The sequence below is a fragment of the Aggregicoccus sp. 17bor-14 genome (genome assembly GCF_009659535.1).
Lineage (GTDB): Bacteria > Myxococcota > Myxococcia > Myxococcales > Myxococcaceae > Aggregicoccus.
In genome coordinates this window covers 1-18,957 of sequence record NZ_VJZZ01000007.1, presented here as the reverse complement: position 1 = coordinate 18,957, position 18,957 = coordinate 1, and the positions used below count along the sequence as shown (strand labels likewise).

Annotated in this window: 21 protein-coding genes; 10 read left to right on the top strand and 11 right to left on the bottom strand. The window is 74.8% G+C overall.

Features of this window, described 5'->3' with window-relative positions; genetic code table 11:
• Positions 1–156: 156 nt before the first annotated feature.
• The 3 genes from FGE12_RS14510 to FGE12_RS14500 form a co-directional block, all read right to left on the bottom strand.
• Positions 157–639, bottom strand: coding sequence for a hypothetical protein (locus FGE12_RS14510; protein WP_153867077.1), 483 nt, complete (start codon positions 637–639; stop codon positions 157–159).
• Positions 630–2,243: a hypothetical protein gene (locus tag FGE12_RS14505; RefSeq protein ID WP_153867076.1), complete on the bottom strand. Its 1,614-nt coding sequence runs from the start codon at positions 2,241–2,243 to the stop codon at positions 630–632. The genes FGE12_RS14510 and FGE12_RS14505 overlap by 10 nt, the downstream gene beginning before the upstream one ends.
• A gap of 132 nt (positions 2,244–2,375) precedes the next feature.
• Complete coding sequence (locus FGE12_RS14500) at positions 2,376–3,044, bottom strand: hypothetical protein (RefSeq protein WP_194797883.1); 669 nt, start codon at positions 3,042–3,044, stop codon at positions 2,376–2,378.
• Positions 3,045–3,113: 69 nt separating this feature from the next.
• Between FGE12_RS14500 and FGE12_RS14495 the strand changes: the two genes are divergently transcribed.
• Positions 3,114–3,935 carry an LEA type 2 family protein gene (locus FGE12_RS14495; RefSeq protein WP_153867074.1) on the top strand — a complete coding sequence of 274 codons (822 nt, stop codon included), beginning with the start codon at positions 3,114–3,116 and terminating at the stop codon, positions 3,933–3,935.
• Between the two features lie 16 nt (positions 3,936–3,951).
• Complete coding sequence (gene aat, locus FGE12_RS14490) at positions 3,952–4,644, top strand: leucyl/phenylalanyl-tRNA--protein transferase (RefSeq protein ID WP_194797882.1); 693 nt, start codon at positions 3,952–3,954, stop codon at positions 4,642–4,644.
• A 4-nt stretch (positions 4,645–4,648) separates the two neighbouring features.
• Here the strand turns inward: aat and FGE12_RS14485 are convergent, their stop codons facing one another.
• The 3 genes from FGE12_RS14485 to FGE12_RS14475 all read right to left on the bottom strand — a co-directional run bounded on the left by FGE12_RS14485 (position 4,649) and on the right by FGE12_RS14475 (position 6,812).
• Positions 4,649–5,209, bottom strand: a complete 561-nt coding sequence (locus FGE12_RS14485; RefSeq protein ID WP_153867073.1) for a DUF2378 family protein — start codon at positions 5,207–5,209, stop codon at positions 4,649–4,651.
• Positions 5,206–5,802 (bottom strand): DUF2378 family protein, encoded by a 597-nt coding sequence (locus FGE12_RS14480; RefSeq protein ID WP_194797881.1) that lies wholly within the window; start codon positions 5,800–5,802, stop codon positions 5,206–5,208. The genes FGE12_RS14485 and FGE12_RS14480 overlap by 4 nt, the downstream gene beginning before the upstream one ends.
• A gap of 119 nt (positions 5,803–5,921) precedes the next feature.
• On the bottom strand, positions 5,922–6,812 hold the full coding sequence (locus FGE12_RS14475) for a pilus assembly protein N-terminal domain-containing protein (protein WP_153867071.1): 891 nt from the start codon (positions 6,810–6,812) through the stop codon (positions 5,922–5,924).
• Between the two features lie 63 nt (positions 6,813–6,875).
• On the opposite strand from FGE12_RS14475, the gene FGE12_RS14470 reads away from it, so the two are divergent.
• Positions 6,876–8,255, top strand: coding sequence for a hemolysin family protein (locus FGE12_RS14470; protein ID WP_153867070.1), 1,380 nt, complete (start codon positions 6,876–6,878; stop codon positions 8,253–8,255).
• A gap of 7 nt (positions 8,256–8,262) precedes the next feature.
• Here FGE12_RS14470 and FGE12_RS14465 read toward each other — a convergent pair whose 3' ends face one another.
• Both FGE12_RS14465 and glgA read right to left on the bottom strand, forming a co-directional pair.
• Positions 8,263–8,787 carry a hypothetical protein gene (locus FGE12_RS14465; protein WP_153867069.1) on the bottom strand — a complete coding sequence of 175 codons (525 nt, stop codon included), beginning with the start codon at positions 8,785–8,787 and terminating at the stop codon, positions 8,263–8,265.
• A gap of 12 nt (positions 8,788–8,799) precedes the next feature.
• Positions 8,800–10,254 (bottom strand): glycogen synthase GlgA, encoded by a 1,455-nt coding sequence (glgA, locus tag FGE12_RS14460; protein ID WP_153867068.1) that lies wholly within the window; start codon positions 10,252–10,254, stop codon positions 8,800–8,802.
• Positions 10,255–10,334: 80 nt separating this feature from the next.
• Between glgA and pdxH the strand changes: the two genes are divergently transcribed.
• The 3 genes from pdxH to FGE12_RS14445 all read left to right on the top strand — a co-directional run bounded on the left by pdxH (position 10,335) and on the right by FGE12_RS14445 (position 12,098).
• On the top strand, positions 10,335–10,925 hold the full coding sequence (pdxH, locus tag FGE12_RS14455; protein WP_194797880.1) for a pyridoxamine 5'-phosphate oxidase: 591 nt from the start codon (positions 10,335–10,337) through the stop codon (positions 10,923–10,925).
• Positions 10,922–11,599, top strand: a complete 678-nt coding sequence (locus FGE12_RS14450) for a hypothetical protein (RefSeq protein WP_153867067.1) — start codon at positions 10,922–10,924, stop codon at positions 11,597–11,599. Before pdxH ends, FGE12_RS14450 begins: the two co-directional genes overlap by 4 nt.
• Before the next feature lie 106 nt (positions 11,600–11,705).
• Positions 11,706–12,098, top strand: a complete 393-nt coding sequence (locus FGE12_RS14445; RefSeq protein WP_153867066.1) for a hypothetical protein — start codon at positions 11,706–11,708, stop codon at positions 12,096–12,098.
• A 12-nt stretch (positions 12,099–12,110) separates the two neighbouring features.
• On the opposite strand, the gene FGE12_RS14440 is transcribed toward FGE12_RS14445, so the two are convergent.
• On the bottom strand, positions 12,111–13,727 hold the full coding sequence (locus FGE12_RS14440; RefSeq protein WP_153867065.1) for an adenylate/guanylate cyclase domain-containing protein: 1,617 nt from the start codon (positions 13,725–13,727) through the stop codon (positions 12,111–12,113).
• Positions 13,728–13,821: 94 nt separating this feature from the next.
• Here FGE12_RS14440 and FGE12_RS14435 point away from each other — a divergent pair, with 94 nt between their 5' ends.
• On the top strand, positions 13,822–14,487 hold the full coding sequence (locus tag FGE12_RS14435; protein ID WP_228530802.1) for an HAD family hydrolase: 666 nt from the start codon (positions 13,822–13,824) through the stop codon (positions 14,485–14,487).
• A gap of 39 nt (positions 14,488–14,526) precedes the next feature.
• Complete coding sequence (locus FGE12_RS14430) at positions 14,527–15,300, top strand: crotonase/enoyl-CoA hydratase family protein (RefSeq protein ID WP_153867063.1); 774 nt, start codon at positions 14,527–14,529, stop codon at positions 15,298–15,300.
• Here FGE12_RS14430 and FGE12_RS14425 read toward each other — a convergent pair.
• Both FGE12_RS14425 and FGE12_RS14420 read right to left on the bottom strand, forming a co-directional pair.
• Complete coding sequence (locus FGE12_RS14425; RefSeq protein ID WP_153867062.1) at positions 15,297–15,953, bottom strand: hypothetical protein; 657 nt, start codon at positions 15,951–15,953, stop codon at positions 15,297–15,299. The genes FGE12_RS14430 and FGE12_RS14425 overlap by 4 nt on opposite strands.
• 162 nt (positions 15,954–16,115) lie before the next feature.
• Entirely contained in the window at positions 16,116–16,973 is an 858-nt protein-coding gene (locus FGE12_RS14420; RefSeq protein WP_153867061.1) for a metallophosphoesterase, read from the bottom strand.
• Between the two features lie 74 nt (positions 16,974–17,047).
• On the opposite strand from FGE12_RS14420, the gene gluQRS reads away from it, so the two are divergent.
• Together gluQRS and FGE12_RS14410 are read left to right on the top strand one after the other, a co-directional pair.
• Positions 17,048–18,001 (top strand): tRNA glutamyl-Q(34) synthetase GluQRS, encoded by a 954-nt coding sequence (gene gluQRS / locus FGE12_RS14415; protein ID WP_153867060.1) that lies wholly within the window; start codon positions 17,048–17,050, stop codon positions 17,999–18,001.
• A gap of 78 nt (positions 18,002–18,079) precedes the next feature.
• Entirely contained in the window at positions 18,080–18,703 is a 624-nt protein-coding gene (locus FGE12_RS14410; protein WP_153867059.1) for an AgmX/PglI C-terminal domain-containing protein, read from the top strand.
• Positions 18,704–18,957 lie beyond the last annotated feature (254 nt).

Here is an 18,957-nt window from a genome sequence, read left to right as displayed (position 1 = left end):
AGCCGAGGCTCTCTGCCATGACGGGCTCCTCTCGCGGCTGCGGGTTCATGGGGTGAAGCTGGGGTGAGCGGGCCCGTGCGGCCTGCCCTGCTGCGTGCCGGGGCGGCGGGGCGGACATCCCTCACCCCCGCCCTCTCCCAGGGGGAGAGGGAGCACTCAGGGCAGCGCGCCGTCCATCGCGAGCGCGGGCAGCTCGGGGCCGCGGGGGCGCGGCTGCACCTCGAGCGGCGCGGCGGCGCCGAAGCGCCAGAGAGCCCGCGCCCGCGCGCCGAAGCCGGGGGCCGCGACCTTCGCCTCGGCGACGAGGTCCGAGGCGGGGGCCGCGTCGAGCGCGAGGTGGAGGGGAAGCGCCTGCACCTCTCCCGGCGCGCGCACCGTGCTGGTGAGCGTGCCCGGGCCCTCGAGCAGCCGCACGCCGCGCGGTAGCTGCAGCGCCACCTGCGCGGGCGCCGGGAGCGGCGCGCGCGCCTCCACCCGCAGCACGAGGCGCAGCTCGCCCACGGGCGCGGCGTCCCCCGCGGCGAAGGAGAGCGCGAGCGGCGCGCCCACGCGGTGCGTGGGCTGCGGGCGCTGCTCGGGGGCGCAGGCCGTGGCGAGCAGCGCGAGCAGGGGCGGCAGGAGGCGGCGGGTCAGGGGCACAGGGGCTTGTCGCTCGGGTAGGGGTAGGCGCGCGTGGGCTGGGTCGCGGCGTCCAGCGCCGTGCGCGAGAAGCCCGCGCACGCGAGCGCATCCAGGAAGTCGGGCAGCGCGGGCGCGGGCACGTCCGTCTGCACCACGTCCACGTAGGCGCCGCCCGGGTCCATGCGCCAGGTGTGCTGGCGGTAGCCGCGGCCCCAGGGGCTCTTCTTCATCTGCGGCGCGGAGAGCGCGCTGTAGAGCGGGGCGCTCGCGCCCGCGGCGCGGGCAGCGCGCAGCAGCAGCGCGCTCACCGCGGCCTCGTCCAGGCGCTGCAGCAGCCCTGCGTCGGGCCGGGGGCTGGTGACGGCGCCCTCCTCGGCGAGGTCCACGTAGAACATGGTGCCGTCCTGCTTGTCGTAGTAGCGGGAGCTCGCGCGCAGGTCCGCGCTGAAGAAGGTGGCCCAGCCCTCGCTCCAGGCCTGGCCCGGGAAGGTGGGCACCCCGAGCGTGTGCGGGCCGCCCTCGTCCGGCACCGTGCCGTAGCTCGCCATGAGCCAGTGCCCCAGCTCGTGCAGGCTCACCGCGTCCGACCAGTAGCCCTCGTCCGCGTCCGCGCTGAACCAGGCCTGCGCCTCCCAGCGCCGCCCGGCGGCCGTGACGCTCCAGCCCGCGAAGCAGGCCCCGCAGCTCCAGCGCGTGCCGTAGCCGAGCCAGGCGACGAGCGGCAGCCCCTCGCGGCCCGCGTAGCGCCGCTTCCCCTCGCGCCACGCGAGGCGCAGCGAGTCGAAGAGGCGCGCGGCGCCCGCGCCCTCGCGCTCGCCGAGCGTGAAGGCCGCGCCGCTCGCGAGGGCACGCGCCGAGCGCGACCAGCTCCACACGCGGGGACCTTCGCCCAGCACCCCGGGCGCGCGCTCCTTCGCGTCCGGCGCGAGCCCCGGGTCCGCCACCGCGTAGGCCACGGCACCGCTCGCGCTGCGCCCCGCCGCGTACACCACCACCTGGTCCTCGTCGGTGAGCGGCAGGGGGGAGGCCACCTGGAGGCTGAAGTGCCCGTCGGCGTCCGTCTCGCGCAGGTCCACCAGGCGCGTGCCGCGGTAGGAGGCGACGAGCAGCCCCTGCCCGGGCACGAGCTCCGCCGGGCCCCACCCGCTGTAGTCCGCCGCGGGCAGGCGCCGCGCGAAGCGCACCGTGCCCTCGAGCCGCGCGGGCGCTTCCCCGCAGGTGCCCAGCACCGCGTCGCCCTGGCAGCCCGCGGTGCAGGGCGCGGCCGTCCACGCGCCCGCGCCGCAGCGCTCGAGGCCGCCCGAGGCCCCGCAGCGCAGCACCCCTTCCGTGCACGAGGGCGCGCGGCAGCCGGCGAGCCCGCCGCTCTCGCCGCAGCTGCTGCCCTCGGCGCAGGCCTCCTCCACGCGCTGTCCGTCCACGCAGCGCAGCAGCGAGAGCGCGGAGGCGCAGGTGCCCTGCGCCGGCACGCCCTCGCACGGCGCCTCGGGCGGGGTGCCCGCGAGCGCGAGCACGCAGGTGCTGGGCACCGGAGCGCAGTCCACGCCCTCGCAGGTGCGCGCGCAGGGGTCCGCGCCGCTGCTGCAGGCGCACAGGCTGAGAAGCAGGGCAACGAGGGTCACGGTGAGGAGGCCACTTCCCTCACCTCGACCCTCTCCCAGGGGGAGAGGGAGCTTGGACACGGGGAGCGGGAGGACAGCAGCCCGCCGCGTGTGGGTGCGAGCGGCGAGCGGGGGCTCGCCTGCCCGGCTGCCCTACGGAACGACCGGAGGCTTCACGGCGGGCTTCGCCCCTGCCCTGGCGAGCTTGGCCGCCTTCGCGGCCTTGCGCGTCTTCGGGGTGACCATGCGCACCACCCCGTAGAAGAGCTGGTCCTCGCTGTACACGCGCCGCACCCGGGTGCCGCCCGGCACGTACGCGGGGCCCGGGCGCTCGAGCCACTGCAGCACCCGCACCTCGCCGTGGTGGGCGAAGGGGGCGCGCAGGTGCGCGGGGCACTGCTTCAAGTAGCGGCGCACGAGCGGGCGCAGCCGCCGCGAGAAGTCCTTGCCCAGCGCCGCGTGGCGGCGGCCCGCGTGCAGCGTGCCGTCGAAGCGGCGCGAGACGTGGAAGAGTTCGTGCATCAGCGTCTCGATGCGCGCCTGCGGCGTCGAGAGGCGGAAGAAGAGGGGGCGCAGGGTGATGCAGTAGAGCATCCGCCGCCCCTTCACCCGCACGATGGGCTTGCGCCGCCCGTTCGCGTCCACGCTCTTGCCGCCCCGGAAGGCCAGGGGCTTCACGGTGCCGCGGCTCGCGCGGCGCGCCTCCCCCGCGACGACGAGGATGCGCCCGGCGCGCACGTGGCCGAACTCCTCCATGGACGCGGCGATGTCGCGCACGAGCGCACGCACGGCGAGGTTGAAGTTGGGGCGTCGCTTCGTCACGGCAGTAGTGAGCACTGTAGCGGAAAAGCGCTTTCGCGCCCTCGGCGCTCTTCGCCACAATGCCCACCCATGCGCGCTCCCCTTCTCCTGCTCGCCCCGGTGCTGGCCCTCCTCGCCTGTGCAGGCGCGAAGCCGAAGCCCGCGGGAAGCCCCGCGCTCCTGAGCCAGGCGCTGCAGGTGGCCCGCCAGGACCTGACGCAGGTGGCCCTGCGCCTCGAGGGCGAGGTGCAGCACCCGGGCGAGGCGGTGCTGGAGAGCGCCACCTGGGAGCTGGTGAGCGACGGCCAGGTGGTGCAGCGCGGCGAGACGAAGCTGGACGTGGCGCTGAAGCCGGGCGCCGCGACGAGGTTCTCGCTCCCCGTGGAGCGCACCTACGTGCAGGGCCCCGAGGCCCTGCAGGCGCTCTCGCAGAAGAGCGGCCAGCTGCTGCTCGCGCTGCGCGGCACGCTGCAGGTGCGCAGTGCCGGCAGCGTGCAGCCCCTGCCCTTCGCGGCGAGCCGCGCGGTGCGCACCCCGCGCCTGCCCACGGTGCGCGTGGAGCGCCTGGACGCCGCGCGCTACGGCCCCGAGGAGGTGACGCTCACGGTGGGCCTGGGCGTGGACAACCCCAACCCCTTCCCGCTGCGCCTCAGCGGGCTCACCTGGGCGCTGGGGGTGGCGGGCAAGGGGCTCGCGGACGGCAACGCCCTGCAGCACGACACGGTGGCCGCCGCCTCCACGGGCGTCTACGACGTGGAGGCGAGCCTCACGAAGGAGACCTACGGCGCGGACGTGCGCCCCCTCACGCGCAAGGGCGCGCTGCCCTATGCACTGAAGGGCACGCTCTCGGGCGAGGGCTTCCAGGTCCCCTACGCGCTCGCGGGCGAGGTCAAGCTCGGCGGCTCGCGCTAGGCTCTCGCGGCAGCACGTGCCCATCTACCTGCTCAACGAAGACCCCGAGGACTTCCCGCCGCCCGAGCGCGCCGACCGCAGCGGCCTGCTCGCGGTGGGCGGGGACCTGCGCCCCGAGCGGCTGCTCGCCGCGTACACGCGGGGCATCTTCCCCTGGTACAGCGAGGGCCAGCCGCTGCTCTGGCACTCGCCCGACCCGCGCTTCGTGCTGGAGCCTGCGCGGCTGCACGTGGGCAAGAGCCTGAAGAAGACGCTCAAGCGCGCCCCGTACCAGCTGCGCTGGGACACGGCCTTCGAGCGCGTCATCGACGCGTGCGCCGAGGCGCCGCGCCCCGGTCAGAGCGGCACGTGGATCACGCCCGAGATGCGCGCGGCCTACGTGACGCTGCACCGGCTGGGCTTTGCGCACTCGTGCGAGGCGTGGGAGGAGGGGAGGCTCGTGGGCGGCTTCTACGGCGTGTCGCTCGGCGCGGCCTTCTTCGGCGAGAGCATGTTCGCCCACGCCCCGGACGCCTCGAAGGTGGCCTTCGCCACGGCGGTGCAGCGCTTCGCGGGCTGGGGCTTCCACTTCGTGGACTGCCAGGTGGAGACGGAGCACCTGGCGCGCTTCGGCGCGGAGGACTGGCCGCGCCGGCGCTTCCTGCAGGCGCTCGGGGCAGCGCTCGCGGCCGCGCCCACGCGCCGCGGCGCGTGGACGCAAGAGGCCTAGCGGCTCAGGCCGCCTCGGCGAGCGCCCAGCTGAGCACGTACTCGCAGGCCTCGGGCCCCGCGCGCACGCGCTGCACGTGGGGCTCGCGCGCGCCCGCCATGCGCAGGGAGGTGCGCAGCGCGCCCTCCATGAAGCCCTCGGTGTCCGCGGGCTCGTTCACCCACAGCGCGTAGCGGTTGGCGGCGTGCGCGGTGAGGCGCGCCTCCGAGTAGTTGTTCGAGGTGCGAAGGCTTCGCGTGAGGCGCGCGAGCGTGCGCCCGGGCCCGAGCAGCCGGGACATGGACATCACCGCGCCGCCCACCAGCGTGTGCGCGTAGCCCTCGATGAAGGCGCTGCCCAGGTGCGCGAGCGCCTCCTCGCGCTCGAGCCCCGGGTAGAGCTCCTCCGCGGTGAGCTCCAGGCTGCGCACCCAGACGCGGCGCGGGTAGGCCGGCAAGAGCGGCCGGGTGAGATCCAGGCCCGCGTGGCGCAGGCGCAGCTTCAGCACTTCGGACAGGCGCCCCTTGAGCGCCTGTCGGTAGAGACTCTCCACGGCCGTGGAGAACAGCACCTGCTCCGTCGTCATCGGCCCCCCCCGGGCTGTCCGAGCGAGAGACTAGCGGAAGCGGGGGAAGGGCTTTCAAGGGGCTGCGGGCCCCAGGTGATGCGGTACGTGCACCCGTCATCAGTGCGCACCCCGGAGTGCACGCGGGGCGTGGGCGCGCCCACCTCCTCGAGCGCCGCCTGCAGGAGCCCCTCGTAGTAGGCGGGCTCGCTCACCGCGGTGTTGATCCACAGCTGCCACTGCCCGGGCGCGAGCGGCGTGAGGCGCGTCTCCTGGAAGTTGTTGTTCGCGCGCAGGTGCGCCGAGAGGCGCTCGAGCGCGCGCACGGGGCCGAGCAGCCGCAGGAGGCTGAAGTTCGCGCGCCCGATGAAGGTCTGCACGTAGCCGCGCAGGAGGCGCTCGCCCACGCGCCGGTAGCCCTCCGGGCGCGGCAGCTCGGGGAACACCTCGCTGACGGTGATCTCGAGCGCCGCCACCCACACCTCGATGGGGTAGGCCGGCAGCAGCGGGCGCTCCAGGTCCAGCCCCGCCTGGTGCAGCCGCGCGCGGCAGCGCTCGCTGACCTCGCCGCGAAAGGCGCGCGCGAAGAGTGCCTCGAAGGCGTGCGAAAACATCAGTCGCTGCTGCGCCATGCATGTCCCCCGCTCTGCGGCCGCGGACGGCGCCGGAGAGTCCCGGCGGGCAGCCTAGCGCGGACGGGGCCCGCACACACTTTCCGGAGCTTCCGGCGTCTTCAGTGTGCGCGGCGGCGCTTCGCGGGCGCCGGGGGCGGCACCACCTCGATGAAGCCCGCATCGAGCGAGCCCGCATCGAGCGAGGCCGGGCCGACGGAGCCCGCGTCGAGCGAGCCCGGGCCGACGGTGCCCGCGTCGCGGCCGGGCGCCGCCTCCGCTGCGGGCGGCGGCGTGCCCGCGTCGCCCCCCTCGCCGTCCCCCTCCACGGTGACGCGGTCCTCGAGCGCGACGCGCCCGAGCGAGCCCTGGAACAGCAGCCACAGCGCGCGCGCGTGGGCGGCGGGGCTCGCGGCGCGCCCCTCGAGCACCACGCCGGCGCCGCGGTAGCTCGCGCGCATCCCCAGCGCGGCGAGCCCCGGGGAGAGCTGCGCGAGCTGCGCCTGCAGCACGGGCAGGTCCAGGGTGAGCTCCAGGTCGCGCGCGTGGAAGGCGTCGGTGCGCAGCAGCGCGAGCAGCGCCTCGCGGCAGGCGCCCTCGCGCACGGTGGCGCGCAGGAAGGGCTCGCTCCCCTGCCCTGCCTCCAGGCCCGGACAGGCGCGCCGGCCGGCGGCGAGCAGCGGCGCGGGGTCCGGCTCGGGCGTGGCGGCCTGCCCCGCGGGGGGGCGGACGTGGAGACGCCACACGGCGAAGGTGCCCTGGGCGTAGAGCAGGACCCGCGTGTCCCCGGCGCGCTTGCCGCTCAGCAGCAGCTCGTTGCTGCCCGGCAGCAGCTCGGCGCTCGCGACGGTGGGGTCCTCCACCTGTACCCAGTCCACCACGGTGAGCTTGTGGAAGCGCTCGCGCCCCGCCTCCACGTCCACGGAGAGGTCCACGGGCCAGGCGGCTGCCGCGCCCGGGAGGAGGAGCAGGAGCAGCGCGAGGCCGACACGCAGCGCACAGGAGGGGTTCATCCGGGACGGGGCTCGCTCAGGAAGGGGTGCACGGGGGCTTAGCACGGGGTAAATACCCCGCCCATGCCTACCTGGGCCCTGTGGGCCGCCTGTCTCGCCCTCATCTTTGCGCGTGCGCTCGTGGCGGCAGCGGACTCCTCGCTGTTCGGCGTGTCGGACCTGCGCGCCAAGGAGCTCTCGCTCGCGCACCCGCGCGCGGGCGGGCGGGTGCTGCGGCTCAAGACGCACCGGGAGGCGAGCGCGACCGCGCTGCGGCTGGGCATGGTGCTCTCCGGCTTCCTCGCGGCGGCCATCGGCGCCTTCGTGCCGCCGCAGCTGCTGGACTTCACCCGCCTGGGCCAGGCGCCCTGGCTCGCGGTGGTGAGCGCGCTGGCGGGCTCGCTCTTCGTGGGCGTGCTCGCCACGCTCATCGAGGTGGGCTTTCGCGGCATCGCGGCGGAGAACCCCGAGGGCTGGGCGCTGCGCCTCAGCTGGCTGGTGTCCCTGCTGGTGCTGCTCTTCTACCCGCCGATGCGGCTGCTGCTCGGCGCGCTCAACCTGGTGGCGCGGCCGCTGGGGCGGCGCCTGCGCTTCGAGCCGCCGCCGCCGCCGCTCGAGGAGCTGGAGAAGCTGCTCGCGGCGCAGGCGGCGAACGACCCGGACGTGGACAAGAGCGCGCCGCAGCTCATCCGCTCCATCTTCGAGCTCAGTGACAAGCGCTGCCGCGACGTGATGGTGCCGCGCACCGAGGTGGTGACGGTGGAGATCACCTCGCCCAACACGGAGATCCTGCGCGTGCTGGCCGAGGAGAACCACAGCCGCATCCCGGTGTACCGCGACGACGTGGACCACATCGTGGGGGTGCTGCACGCGCGCGACCTCATCCCGCTCCTGCAACACCCCGAGCTCATCGTGCTGCCGGACGTCATCCGCCCGGCGAACTTCGTGCCCTGGATGAAGCCCATCGGGGACCTGCTGCGCGAGATGCAGAAGAAGAAGATCCACATGGCCATGGTCGTCGACGAGTTCGGCGGCTTCATGGGGATCGTCACGCTCGAGGACATCCTGCGCGAGATCGTCGGCGACATCGGCGACGAGTTCGAGGTGGAGGAGAAGCACGTCGAGAAGATGGCCGACGGCAGCTTCCTCGTGGACGCGGCGCTGGAGACCGAGGAGTTCACCCGCAGCTTCGGCTTCCCGCTGCCCGACGGCGACTTCGACACGCTGGGCGGCTTCATCTCCTCCTTCGCCGGCAGCATCCCGGACGTGGGCGAGCGCTTCTCCTTCAACGGCTGGCACTTCACCGTGCACTCGAAGGAGGGCGCCCGCATCGACCGCGTGCGCGTGGCCCGCGCGAAGCCGCAGCCCCCTCGGGACGGGACGTCGGGCGGTTCGGGCGCAGGCTCGGGCGGCGGCGCGAAGGAAGCCGGCCGCACGGACCCGGCCCCGGCCGCGAAGGCCTGAGCGTCCGCTACTGCTCGCCCGCGAGCGGGGGCAGCGGCACGCTCGCGCGCGGCACCGGCTTCACCCGCCCGAAGGGCAGCTCGCGCTCCACGCCGTCGAAGGACACGCGCACCGAGCCGAGCACCGCCGCGCGCACCTGGCCCACGCCCGCGCGGCCCTCGCCCGGTGCGCGCAGCACCAGCGGGAAGCGCACCCCGAGCGAGCGCGTCTCGCCGGGGGCGAGCGGGCCCTGCAGCTGGGTGATGCCGGTGGCGAAGTGCTGGCCCTCGAAGGAGAGGTCGAAGCGCGCGGCGCGCAGCTCGGCCGGGACGCCCGTGGGGTTCTGCACCACGAGCTGCAGCGCGAGCTCGCCCTGGGTCTGGCTGGGAAAGCGCAGCGTGAGGTCCTGCACCTTCACCGCGCCGGACATGTCCCCGGTGCGGAGCGTGAGCCAGCGGCAGCCGGGGAGCAGCAGCAGCAGCAGCGCGAGCGCCGTGGCCCGCGCCGCGCCGCGCCTCCCCTGCCCTCGCGTGCTCTGGTCTCTCTGCGCCACGGGGCAGCGAGCCTAGCGTGCGCCGGACGGCGCGGCGAGCAGCGTGCGGTAGAGCGCCTCGTACTGGCGCGCGCTCGCGGCCCAGGAGAAGTCGCGGGCGAGCGCGCGCTCGCGAAAGCGCGCGAGGCGGGGCGCGTCCGCGTAGAGCGCGAGCGCCTGGTCGAGCGCGCCCTGCAGCGCCTCGGGCTCGAAGGGGCCGAAGGCGATGCCGGTCCCCTCGGGCCCCGCGTCCACCGTGTCCGCGAGGCCTCCGGTGGCGCGCACCACGGGCAGCGTGGCGTAGGCCTGCGAGTACATCTGGTTGAGGCCGCAGGGCTCGTAGCGGCTGGGCATGAGGAAGAAGTCCGCGCCGGCCTCGATGAGGTGGCTCAGCGCCACGTCGAAGCCGATGTGCACGCCCACCTGGCGCGGCCACGCGTGGGCGAGCTCCCGCAGCGCAGCCTCGTAGCGCGGGTCCCCGTTGCCCAGGGCCACGAAGCGCGCCCCCCGCGCGAGCAGGTCCGGCAGCGCCGCGAGCAGCAGGTCCACGCCCTTCTGGTGCGCGAGCCGGGTGATGGTGGCGAAGAGCGGGGCCTCGCCCGCGGCGCCCTGCGCGGGCAGCTCGAAGCGCTCGAGCAGCGCGCGCTTGCAGGCGGCCTTGCCCGCGAGGTCTCCGGGGCCGAAGCGCTGGGGCAGGTGCGGGTCCGTGCGCGGGTCCCACTCCCCCACGTCGATGCCGTTGACGATGCCGTGCAGGTCCTCCGCGCGCTCGCGCAGGAGCCCGTCCAGCCCGTAGCCCTGCTCGGGGGTCTGGATCTCCTTCGCGTACGTGGGCGACACGGTGGTGAGCGCGTCGGAGAAGACGAGCCCCGCCTTGAGCAGGTTGATGCCGTCGTAGAACTCGAGCCCGCCCTCCGCGCGAAAGAGGCTCCAGGGCAGCCCCAGCTCGTCCATCACGCCCTTGGGGAAGTGCCCCTGGTAGGCGAGGTTGTGCACCGTGAACACGGTGCACGCGCGGGCCAGCGCCCCCTGCCGGAAGCCGGTGCGCAGCGCCACCGCGGCGAGCCCCGTCTGCCAGTCGTTGAGGTGCACGATGTCCGGCGCGAAGCCCACGCGCTGCGCGGCCTGCAGCGCGCCCGCGCACAGGTAGGCGAAGCGGCGCGCGTTGTCCGCGAACTCGCTGTGCCCGTCGCCGTAGAGCCCGGGGCGCCCGTAGAGCGCGGGGCAGTCCAGGAAGAGCACCTCGTGGCGCGCCGAGAGCTTCACCGAGAGCAGCGGGCCGCCGAGCGGCCCGAAGGGAAAGCGCAGCTGCAGCACGTGCCCGGTGGGCTGGAGGCGCGGGTCGCGCACCTCCAGGTAGCGCGGGGTGACCACCTTCACGTCGTGGCCGAGGGCAGCCAGCGCCGCCGGCAGCGCGCCCGCCACGTCCGCGAGCCCTCCGGTCTTGGAGAAGGGGTGGACCTCGGAGGAGAGGAAGAGGACCTTCATGGGGTGCGCACCCTTGGGCGCCCGGGCCCCGCAAGTCAATTGGGAATGGCACGGGCGGGGGCGGCTGCTATCTATGCGGCGTGGACCTCCCGCACGATCCCTTCGAGCGCTTCGCTGCCCTGTACGCCCAGGCCCGGGCGGCCATCCCCGTGGACCCCAACGCGATGGTGGTCGCCACGGTGGGCCCGGACGGACAGCCCTCGGCGCGCGTGGTGCTGCTCAAGGAGTTCGACGCGCGCGGCTTCGTCTTCTACACGAACTACGAGAGCCGCAAGGGCGAGGAGCTGCTCGCGCACCCGAAGGCGGCGCTGGTGCTGCACTGGGCCCCGCTCGAGCGGCAGGTGCGCATCGAGGGGGGCGTGGAGCCGGTGAGCCCCGAGGAGGCGGACGCGTACTTCCAGAGCCGCCCGCGCGGCAGCCAGGTGGGCGCGTGGGCGAGCGCCCAGAGCCGGCCGCTCAAGTCGCGCGAGGAGCTCGAGCAGCGCGTGGAGGCGCTCACCCGCCAGTACGAGGGCAAGCCCATCCCGCGCCCGCCCCACTGGTCGGGCTTTCGCGTGGTGCCCCGGCGCATCGAGTTCTGGCACGCGCGCGCGAGCCGCCTGCACGAGCGCCTCGTCTACGCGCGAGACGGCGTGGGTAGCCCCTGGCACACCGAGATGCTCAACCCATGAAGCCCTGGGAGACGCTGGAGAAGGCCCACACCCCGGAAGGAGCCGAGCTGGTGCTCGCGCGGCGCGGGGACGAGTACGTGCTGCGCGTGGGCGGGCACCTGCTCATGAGCAGCCGCGTGCACGGCAGCGAGGAGGCGCTCGCGCACGCCACCTGCGCGCCCCTGGAGGGGCGCCCCAAGGCGCGCGTGCTCGTGGGGGGCCTGGGCTTCGGCTACACGGTGCGCGCGGCGCTCGCGCACCTCGCGCGCGATGCGCGCGTCACCGTGGCGGAGCTGATGCCGGCGGTGGTGGCGTGGAACCGCACCCTGCTCGCGGAGCTCGCGGGGCGCCCGCTCGAGGACCCGCGCGTGACCGTGGTGGAGGGGGACGTGAGCAGCCTCATGGGCCGCCACGCGGGCACCTTCGACGCCATCCTGCTGGACGTGGACAACGGCCCGCGCGCCCTGACGCAGGACGACAACTTCGGGCTCTACAGCCTCACCGGGCTCGCCATGGCGTACGGCGCGCTGCGGCCCGGGGGGCTGCTGGGCGTGTGGAGCGCGGCGCCGGACCCGGCCTTCCTCAAGCGCATGGGCCAGGCGGGCTTCGCGGCGCAGGTGACGAGCCCGCCGGCGCGCGCGGGCGCCACCAAGGGGCCGCGCCACACCCTGTTCATCGGCAAGCGCGAGCGCTAGGGGCACCTGCCCCGAGCGCGCGCACAGGGTGGGTGGGGGGGCCCCTTGCGCCGCCCGAGGCCGTGGGCACATTCTGGAGACACGGCCCGAAGTGAAGGAGGTGCAGATGCTCTCCGTCCACGAGAACGCGACCGTCGAAGAGGCCAGCGCGGACCTGCTCGATTTCGTCCTCGCGCCGCACAACTGGATACCGCTCGAGGAGCCCGAGGGCGAGGAGGACTCGACCCTGCGCCCGGTGGACGACGCGGCCTACCAGCGGCGCGTGGGGCCCTTGCGGATCTGCGCCTCCGTGGACGTCTCCCCCACCTCGCTCGAGGTGCTGCTGCGGGTGGGCTTTCGCGCGCCCGGCCTCACTCCGGTGGCCGCGGCGGATCACCTGGAGACCTTCCTGAGGGAGCGCCTGCGCCTGGTGCCCAACACCGAGTGGCAGGTGGAGGTGGACTCGCGCAAGTGGATCCACTTCATGCGCCCCTACGTGGGCGGCGCGCTGCAGGGCTAGCGTTTCCCAGCCCTAGAGCAGCCGGTAGTGGCGCAGCGGCTGCGCCACGTTCTTCACCGGCGTCTCGGTGAGCGGGCCGAAGCGCAGCGCGCGCAGCGCGGGGTCCTCGGAGCCCGCGAGCACCTCCCTCACGCTCGCCATCAGCAGCGTCTCGCGAAAGCCGCCGAGGCTCTGCAGGCGCGCGGTCTGGTTCATCCCGCTGCTGAAGGCGGTGTACTGCTGGTTGGGGCCGTAGAGGCCGCAGTGCGCGTGCGCGAGGTTCACCCCGATGGCCACGCCGAGCCCCGGCAGCCCCACGCCGCGGCAGATGCGCGCCACCTCCTCGCGGGCGCTGAGGGTCTCCGTATAGCGGGCGATGTCCTGCGCCGCGCGCACCGCGCCCTCCGCGCGCTCGAGCCGGCTGCCCTTGAAGAAGGGCGGGCCGAAGAGCCCGATGACGCAGTCGCCCACCATCTTGTCGAACACGCCGCCGTGGGCCCAGATGCAGTCCACCGCGCGCGCGCTCCACTCGTCCACGAAGCGCCCGATGCTCTTGGGGCTCTCGAAGCCCTGCTCGCACATGCGGGTGAAGCCGTTGATGTCCGCGAAGAGGATGCCCACCTCCTGGTCCTGCGCGCGCAGGAGCTGGGCGTAGTCGGGGTCGGCGAGCAGCTGGTCGATGACGCCCGCGCTGAAGAACTGCGAGAGGTGGATGCGCTCGCGGTTGTAGTCCAGCAGGCGCTGGCTCAGCGTGGAGGCCAGCACGCGGATGAGGTCCAGGGTGTAAGCGCTGAAGCCCTCGTCGCTCCAGACCACGATCTTGCCCAGGGGGTCGTAGCTCGCGTTCGCCGCGCCCGAGATGAGCACCGCCTCGGTGGTGCGCACCGGGCCCAGCACCTCGCGCAGGCCGCTGCCCGCGGACGCCGCGCGCCCGATGAGCTCGGGCCCTCGCGCGGCGATGGCGCGCTCGAGGGCCTGCGAGGGGCGCTCGCCGCTCTCGTGCTCGAGGTGGCCGCGGCGGTACGTGCGGTAGTGCAGGAGCCCCGGGCGCACCGCGTCGCGGTAGAGCAAGAGGAAGCCGGGCAGGTTCACGCGCTGGCTGAGGGCGAGCACCGCCTGGTCCATGCCCGCCTCGAACACGGGGTTTCCCAGGTGCGCGTTGCACTCGAGGATGAGCTGGTGCTTCTCGCTCGCGGTGTGCACGAGGCACAGCACGGTGTCCAGCTGCTCGGCCACCGTGTCCACGGCGCGCGCGAGGCGCGCGGCGGCGAGCGGGGCCTCGTGGTCTCCGGGGAAGAGCACGCCGATGCTGCCCACCGCGGTGCCCACCACGTCCAGCGCCTGCGTGTAGAGGGTGTCGGGCCCGTGGCGCCGCGCGCCGGGCGCGGCGAGCAGCAGCGCGCCCGGGTGCTGGCCGCCCCAGTCGCCCGCGTGGAAGGTCTGCTCGCTCAGCTCCTCGTTGCGGGTGCTCACGGCGACGGCGCGCGCGCCGAGCAGCTGCAGCAGCGGGGGAAAGAGGCGGCGGAAGGTCTGCGCCAGCGTCTCGCGCGCCTTGAGGCTCTCCTCGAGCAGGTCGTCCACCGTGCGGTGCAGGGTGCGCAGCAGGCGCAGCTCTTCCAGGGAAGGCTCGGCGGAGGGCTCGGCGTCCATGCCCTCAGGTTGTAGCGCCGTTGCGCGCAGCTTGTCAGGGTGGGCGGCTGTGAGCGCGCGCGGCGCCCGGGATGCGGGTTATGTCTCGCGCACCTTGAGCCCCGACTCCTCCCTCCCCTCTCGCGCCGCCCGCGGCATCGTCTTCGACCTCGACGGCACGCTGGTGGACTCGCTGCCGGACATCATCTCCAGCTTCCTGCACGGCTTCGAGGCGCTGGGGTTGCCCTCGCCGGGCGCCGAGCAGGTGCGCGCGCTCATCGGCGAGCCGCTCGAGGCGATGTACGCCGAGCTCGCGCCCGGGGAGCACGTGGCGGCGCTGTGCGCGCACTACCGCGAGTACTACCCGCGCCACTTCACGGACCACTCGCGCCCCTTCCCCGGCGTGGTGGAGGCGCTCACGACGCTGCGCGAGCGCGGCTACCTGCTCGCCGTGGCCACCACGAAGCGCACCGACATGGCGCGCCGCTTCGTGGAGGCGATGGGGCTCTCGCCCCTGCTGCACCACGTGCAGGGCACGGACGGCTTCGCGCACAAGCCGGCGCCGGATGTCGTCCTGCGCGCGCTCGCGGCGCTCGGCACGCAGGGCTTGTGGATGGTGGGGGACACCACGCTGGACATGGGGGCGGGGCGCGCGGCGGGCCTGCGCACCTACGCGCTCACCTGGGGCACCCACCCGAAGGAGCTCTTGCGCACGGCGGAGCCGGACCTGCTGGAGCCGGACCTCGGGGCGCTGCTCGCGCGGCTTCCCCCGCTGGGCTGAGCGCTGTGCGAGGCTGCGGCCTCCTCCCTGGAGCCTCCGATGAGCGTGCGCGTCGAGAAGAGCGGCCCCGTCACCACCGTCATCCTGCAGCGGCCCGGGGTGCGCAACGCCGTGGACCGCGCGACCGCCGAGGCGCTGGCGGAGGCCTTCCGCGCCTTCGACGCGGACCCGGACGCGCGCGTGGGCGTGCTCTGGGGCGAGGGCGGCACCTTCTGCGCCGGGGCGGACCTCAAGGCGGTGGCCGGGGGGCGCATGCCGCACCTCGCTCCCGAGGGCGACGGCCCCATGGGGCCCTCCCGCATGCTCTTGAGCAAGCCGGTGGTGGCGGCGCTCTCGGGGCACGCGGTGGCCGGGGGCCTGGAGCTCGCGCTCTGGTGCGACCTGCGGGTGGCGGAGGAGGACGCGGTGCTGGGGGTGTTCTGCCGGCGCTGGGGCGTGCCGCTCATCGACGGGGGCACGGTGCGCCTGCCCCGGCTCATCGGGCTCTCGCGCGCGCTGGACCTCATCCTCACCGGGCGGCCCGTGGGGGCCCCCGAGGCGCTCGCGATGGGGCTGGTGAACCGGGTGGTGGCGCGGGGCGAGGGGCGCAGCGCGGCCGAGCAGCTGGCGCGCGAGCTCGCGGCCTTTCCCCAGGCCTGCCTGCGCGCGGACCGCCTCTCGGCGTACGAGGGCGAGGGGCTCGCGCTGCAGGAGGCGCTGCGCGCGGAGTTCGTGCGCGGCACCGAGGTGCTGCAGGCCGAGGCGGTGCCCGGCGCCCAGCGCTTTGCGCAGGGCGCCGGCCGCCACGGCCAGTTCGACTCAGGCGCTGACTAGAGCGTGAAGCCCAGGCTCAGCTGCGCCTGGTAGCGCCCGCCGCCCGTCTCCTGGTTGGCGTTGAAGGACGCCTTGTCGAAGAGGACGTGGTAGGTGAAGCGCGCGTCGATGTCGAAGTTGCCCACGGCGAAGTTGAGGCCCGCCCCCAGCGGGACGAAGCCGCCGGTGTCGGTGTTGCTGTTGGTCAGCGCGGTGGAGCGGATGGTGCTGAAGTCCACGCCGATGCCGGCCAGCGCGTAGGGCTTCACGGCGCCCAGCGGCGCGCCGAGAGTCACGGCCGCCTGGGCGCCGTGGCGGATGAAGTCGGGGCCGTCACGCAGGTTGGTCTTGAAGTTGTGCAGGCCGCCCGTGTAGCCGAGCTCGAGGCCGATGAGCGGGAAGGGCTGCAGGCCGAGGTACACGCCGGCCTCGGGGCCGACGGAGATCGCATCGCCGAGGTCACCCGTGTAGCCCTGGATGCCGCCGCCCAGCAGCACGTAGACGCCGGAGCGGTCCGGGCCCGCGTGGTTCGTGGTGTCGTACGTGGTGGCGTCGCTGCCCTGGGTCGTGGTCGTGGTCTGCGTGGTCGTCTGCGAGCCCTCGCCCGTGGTCGTCTGCGCCGCCGCGGTCCCCGCCAGCCCCAGCGTTGCCGCGACCACAGCCAGGGTTCCCACCTTGCGTGCCTTCATAGTTGTCGGTCCTCGTCCGCGGGTCCGGCCCTGCGTCCCCCGCGTGGTTGGTTGTTTCGGTGAGGAGAGGTTTGGGTCACCGGGCCCGCGTGCCAAGGTACACACCGCGTGAAATGGCCTCGCTCGCCTGGTCCTCGTCCTTGCGTGCTAGTGAACGGGAGCCTCGGACTTGCCGCCCAGGACCATGCCGCGCTGCGTCTCGATGACCCAGTAGCCCTGGTGGCCCGCCTGGGTGGAGGAGCCGGCGCCGAAGAGGTGGGGGCGGGTGGCCGTGGCCGGGTGGTGGTAGCGCTGGTGGATGTGGCCGTGGAGCACGGCGAAGCGGGGGCCCTGCAGCAGGGCGAGCAGGGCGGAGGCGTCCACGAGCCCATGGTGGGCGCGGTCGGCGCGCTGCAGGCGGGTGAGCGGCGCGTGGTGCACCACCACCAGGACGGCGCGGCCCTCGAGGCGCGGGTCGGCGAGCAGCGCGGAGAGCCCCTCGAGCTGCGCGGCGCCGATGCGCCCGTAGGAGAGCCCCGGCATGGGCGGCAGGCGGGCGCTGCACAGGCCCACCACCGCCACGCGGTCCTCGCCCTCGCCCAGCAGGCGCACGAAGGGGAAGGCGCCCTCGCGCTGGTGCTCGGGCAGGTCGCTGTGCAGCAGGTGGCCGAAGTGGCGCTGGAAGCGCTGCGAGCGCACGCTGCCGCGGGTGAAGGTGTCGTGGTTGCCCGGCACCACGGTGCAGCGGCGCGGGTCCCCGGCCGGGGCGCCCAGGGCGCGCCGGGCGCCCTCGAACTCCTCCTCGAGCGCGTACGCCGTGAGGTCGCCGGAGACGACGAGGTGGGCGCCCTCGCGCTCGGCCGCCCCGGAGATGGCCGCGAGCGTGGCGGGCGCCTCGCGGAAGGCGCGCGCGCGGCCGCCCGCCGTGAGCTCGAGCAGCGCCACCCACCGGCGCCAGCCGAGGCGCAGGGGGCTGCGGAAGTAGTCGCCGGTGATGTGCACGTCGGAGCAGTGAACGAAGCGCATGTCGCCGCGCACTATGCCCACGGCTCGCGGCCCGTGCAGCCTCCGGTGCACTCCGTTAGGGTGCGCGCCACGTCATGATGCGCGGCCGCTTCGCTCCCAGCCCCACCGGCAGGATGCACCTGGGCAACGCCCGCAGCGCGCTGCTGGGCTGGCTGCAGGCGCGCGCCGCCGGCGGACGCTTCCTCGTGCGCGTGGAGGACCTGGACCGCGCCCGCTGCCGCCCCGAGCACGTGCAGGTGCTGTGGGAGGACCTGCGGTGGCTGGGCCTGGACTGGGACGAGCCGCCCCTCTTCCAGAGTGCGCGCGAGGAGGCAGGCGCGTACCGCGAGGCGCTCGAGCGGCTCTCGCGCGAGGGGCGCATCTACCCCTGCTTCTGCACGCGGGCCGAGGTCGCGCGCGCGGCGAGCGCTCCGCACGGCCCCTTCGACGACGGGCCCCGCTACCCCGGCACCTGCGCGCACCTGTCCACGGCGCAGGCCGAAGCGCGCGCCCGCACGCGCGCTCCCGCGCTGCGCTTCCGCGTGCCGGAGGGAACGCGGGTGCGCTTCGTGGACGGCGTGCACGGCGCGGTGGAGCAGGACGTCGCCCAGGCGGTAGGGGACTTCGTGGTGCGGCGCAACGACGGGGTGGCCAGCTACCAGCTCGCCGTGGTGGCGGACGATGCGGCGAGCGGCATCACCCACGTGCTGCGCGGCGACGATCTGCTCGGCTCCACCCCGCGCCAGCTGCTGCTGTTCGAAGCGCTCGGCCACGCGCCTCCGCCCGCGTATGCGCACGTGCCGCTCGTGCTGGGCGAGGACGGCAAGCGGCTCGCCAAGCGCGAGGGGGCCTTCGCGCTCGCGGACCTGCGCGCGCGGGGGCTCCCTCCCGAGCGGGCGCTCGGGCTGCTCGCCCTCTGGAGCGGGCTGGGCGACGGCAGCCCCGTCAGCGCCGCCGAGCTCGTCGAGCGCTTCTCCCTCGAGCGCCTGCCGCGCGCCCCCGTCACCGCGCTGCAGGCGCAGCTCGAGGCGGCCCTCGGCTGGGACTGAGCGTCCTGCCCGGTGGGCGGCCGACCTCTGCGTCCAGAGGACACGCGCACGGCTGCTGCGCGGCACTAAGTTGAGGCCATGTCCGGCAAGTCGCTCCTGATCTGGGTCGCCCTCCCCTTCCTGCTGCTGTGCGGCGTGGCGCTGTGGCTCACCCGCGGAGGTACGCCGACGCCGGTGGTATCCGCCGCACCCGCGCCCTTGCCTGCGCGCCCGGAGCCGAGCCCCGTGGCGCCGAGCACCGCGGCGGCGGCGGCCCCCGCGGCGACGCCGACCGAGACGGCCCTGGCGGCGGCGGCGCCCCCGACGCAAGAGGACCCGCTCACCCCCGGTGCGCTCGCCGAGGCCCAGGTGGACCCCGGAGACGCAGGGCCCACGGGCACGGTGGACCGCGACGCGCTGCGGGCCGCGGTGGAGGCGGTGCGTCCGCTCATCCGCGAGTGCTTCATGGACGTGACGGAGCGCTACCCCGGACCGCAGCAGGTGCGCCTGCGCTTCACGCTCGAGGGCAACGGGGGGGCGGGCCGGATGCGCAACCCGGAGGTGGCGGAGACGAGCATCCAGGACCCCTTCCTCCTCGCGTGCTTCATCGACGCGCTGGAGGACGCGCAGTTCCCGGCGCCGCGCGGCGGCTCCGTCACCGTCACCTACCCGTTTCGCTTCCGCGTCGCACGGGGCGCGAGCGACGCGGGCGACGCAGGGTGAGGCGATAGAGCTCCGGGGACACCTGCGCTCTGAGGAGGAGCCGGGGGGACGGTCTCCTTCCGCGGGTGCCCAGCGCGGCGGGGCGTCGGCCTGCGCTGCGCTCCGGGGGCGCGCGAGTCCCTGGACGAAATGTTCCTCAAGATTGATCACATGTTGCGGCGCGGAAGCCGACGAGAGCGGCGGTGAGGGCTTCGTGGCCGCGGGCCAGCGTCTGCCAGCCGGGGGGGCCGTTGCGCTTGAGGTGTCCGCCGAGG

What these genes read in the sequence shown, in the direction of transcription:
- glgA (WP_153867068.1), bottom strand. Translation starts at nt 10,254, where the DNA reads ATGAAGGTCCTCTTCCTCTCCTCCGAGGTCCACCCCTTCTCCAAGACC.
- FGE12_RS14450 (WP_153867067.1), top strand. Translation starts at nt 10,922, where the DNA reads ATGAAGCCCTGGGAGACGCTGGAGAAGGCCCACACCCCGGAAGGAGCC.
- FGE12_RS14440 (WP_153867065.1), bottom strand. Translation starts at nt 13,727, where the DNA reads ATGGACGCCGAGCCCTCCGCCGAGCCTTCCCTGGAAGAGCTGCGCCTG.
- FGE12_RS14480 (WP_194797881.1), bottom strand. Translation starts at nt 5,802, where the DNA reads ATGTTTTCGCACGCCTTCGAGGCACTCTTCGCGCGCGCCTTTCGCGGC.
- FGE12_RS14495 (WP_153867074.1), top strand. Translation starts at nt 3,114, where the DNA reads ATGCGCGCTCCCCTTCTCCTGCTCGCCCCGGTGCTGGCCCTCCTCGCC.
- FGE12_RS14470 (WP_153867070.1), top strand. Translation starts at nt 6,876, where the DNA reads ATGCCTACCTGGGCCCTGTGGGCCGCCTGTCTCGCCCTCATCTTTGCG.
- FGE12_RS14420 (WP_153867061.1), bottom strand. Translation starts at nt 16,973, where the DNA reads ATGCGCTTCGTTCACTGCTCCGACGTGCACATCACCGGCGACTACTTC.
- FGE12_RS14485 (WP_153867073.1), bottom strand. Translation starts at nt 5,209, where the DNA reads ATGACGACGGAGCAGGTGCTGTTCTCCACGGCCGTGGAGAGTCTCTAC.
- gluQRS (WP_153867060.1), top strand. Translation starts at nt 17,048, where the DNA reads ATGATGCGCGGCCGCTTCGCTCCCAGCCCCACCGGCAGGATGCACCTG.
- FGE12_RS14475 (WP_153867071.1), bottom strand. Translation starts at nt 6,812, where the DNA reads ATGAACCCCTCCTGTGCGCTGCGTGTCGGCCTCGCGCTGCTCCTGCTC.
- FGE12_RS14430 (WP_153867063.1), top strand. Translation starts at nt 14,527, where the DNA reads ATGAGCGTGCGCGTCGAGAAGAGCGGCCCCGTCACCACCGTCATCCTG.
- FGE12_RS14410 (WP_153867059.1), top strand. Translation starts at nt 18,080, where the DNA reads ATGTCCGGCAAGTCGCTCCTGATCTGGGTCGCCCTCCCCTTCCTGCTG.
- FGE12_RS14445 (WP_153867066.1), top strand. Translation starts at nt 11,706, where the DNA reads ATGCTCTCCGTCCACGAGAACGCGACCGTCGAAGAGGCCAGCGCGGAC.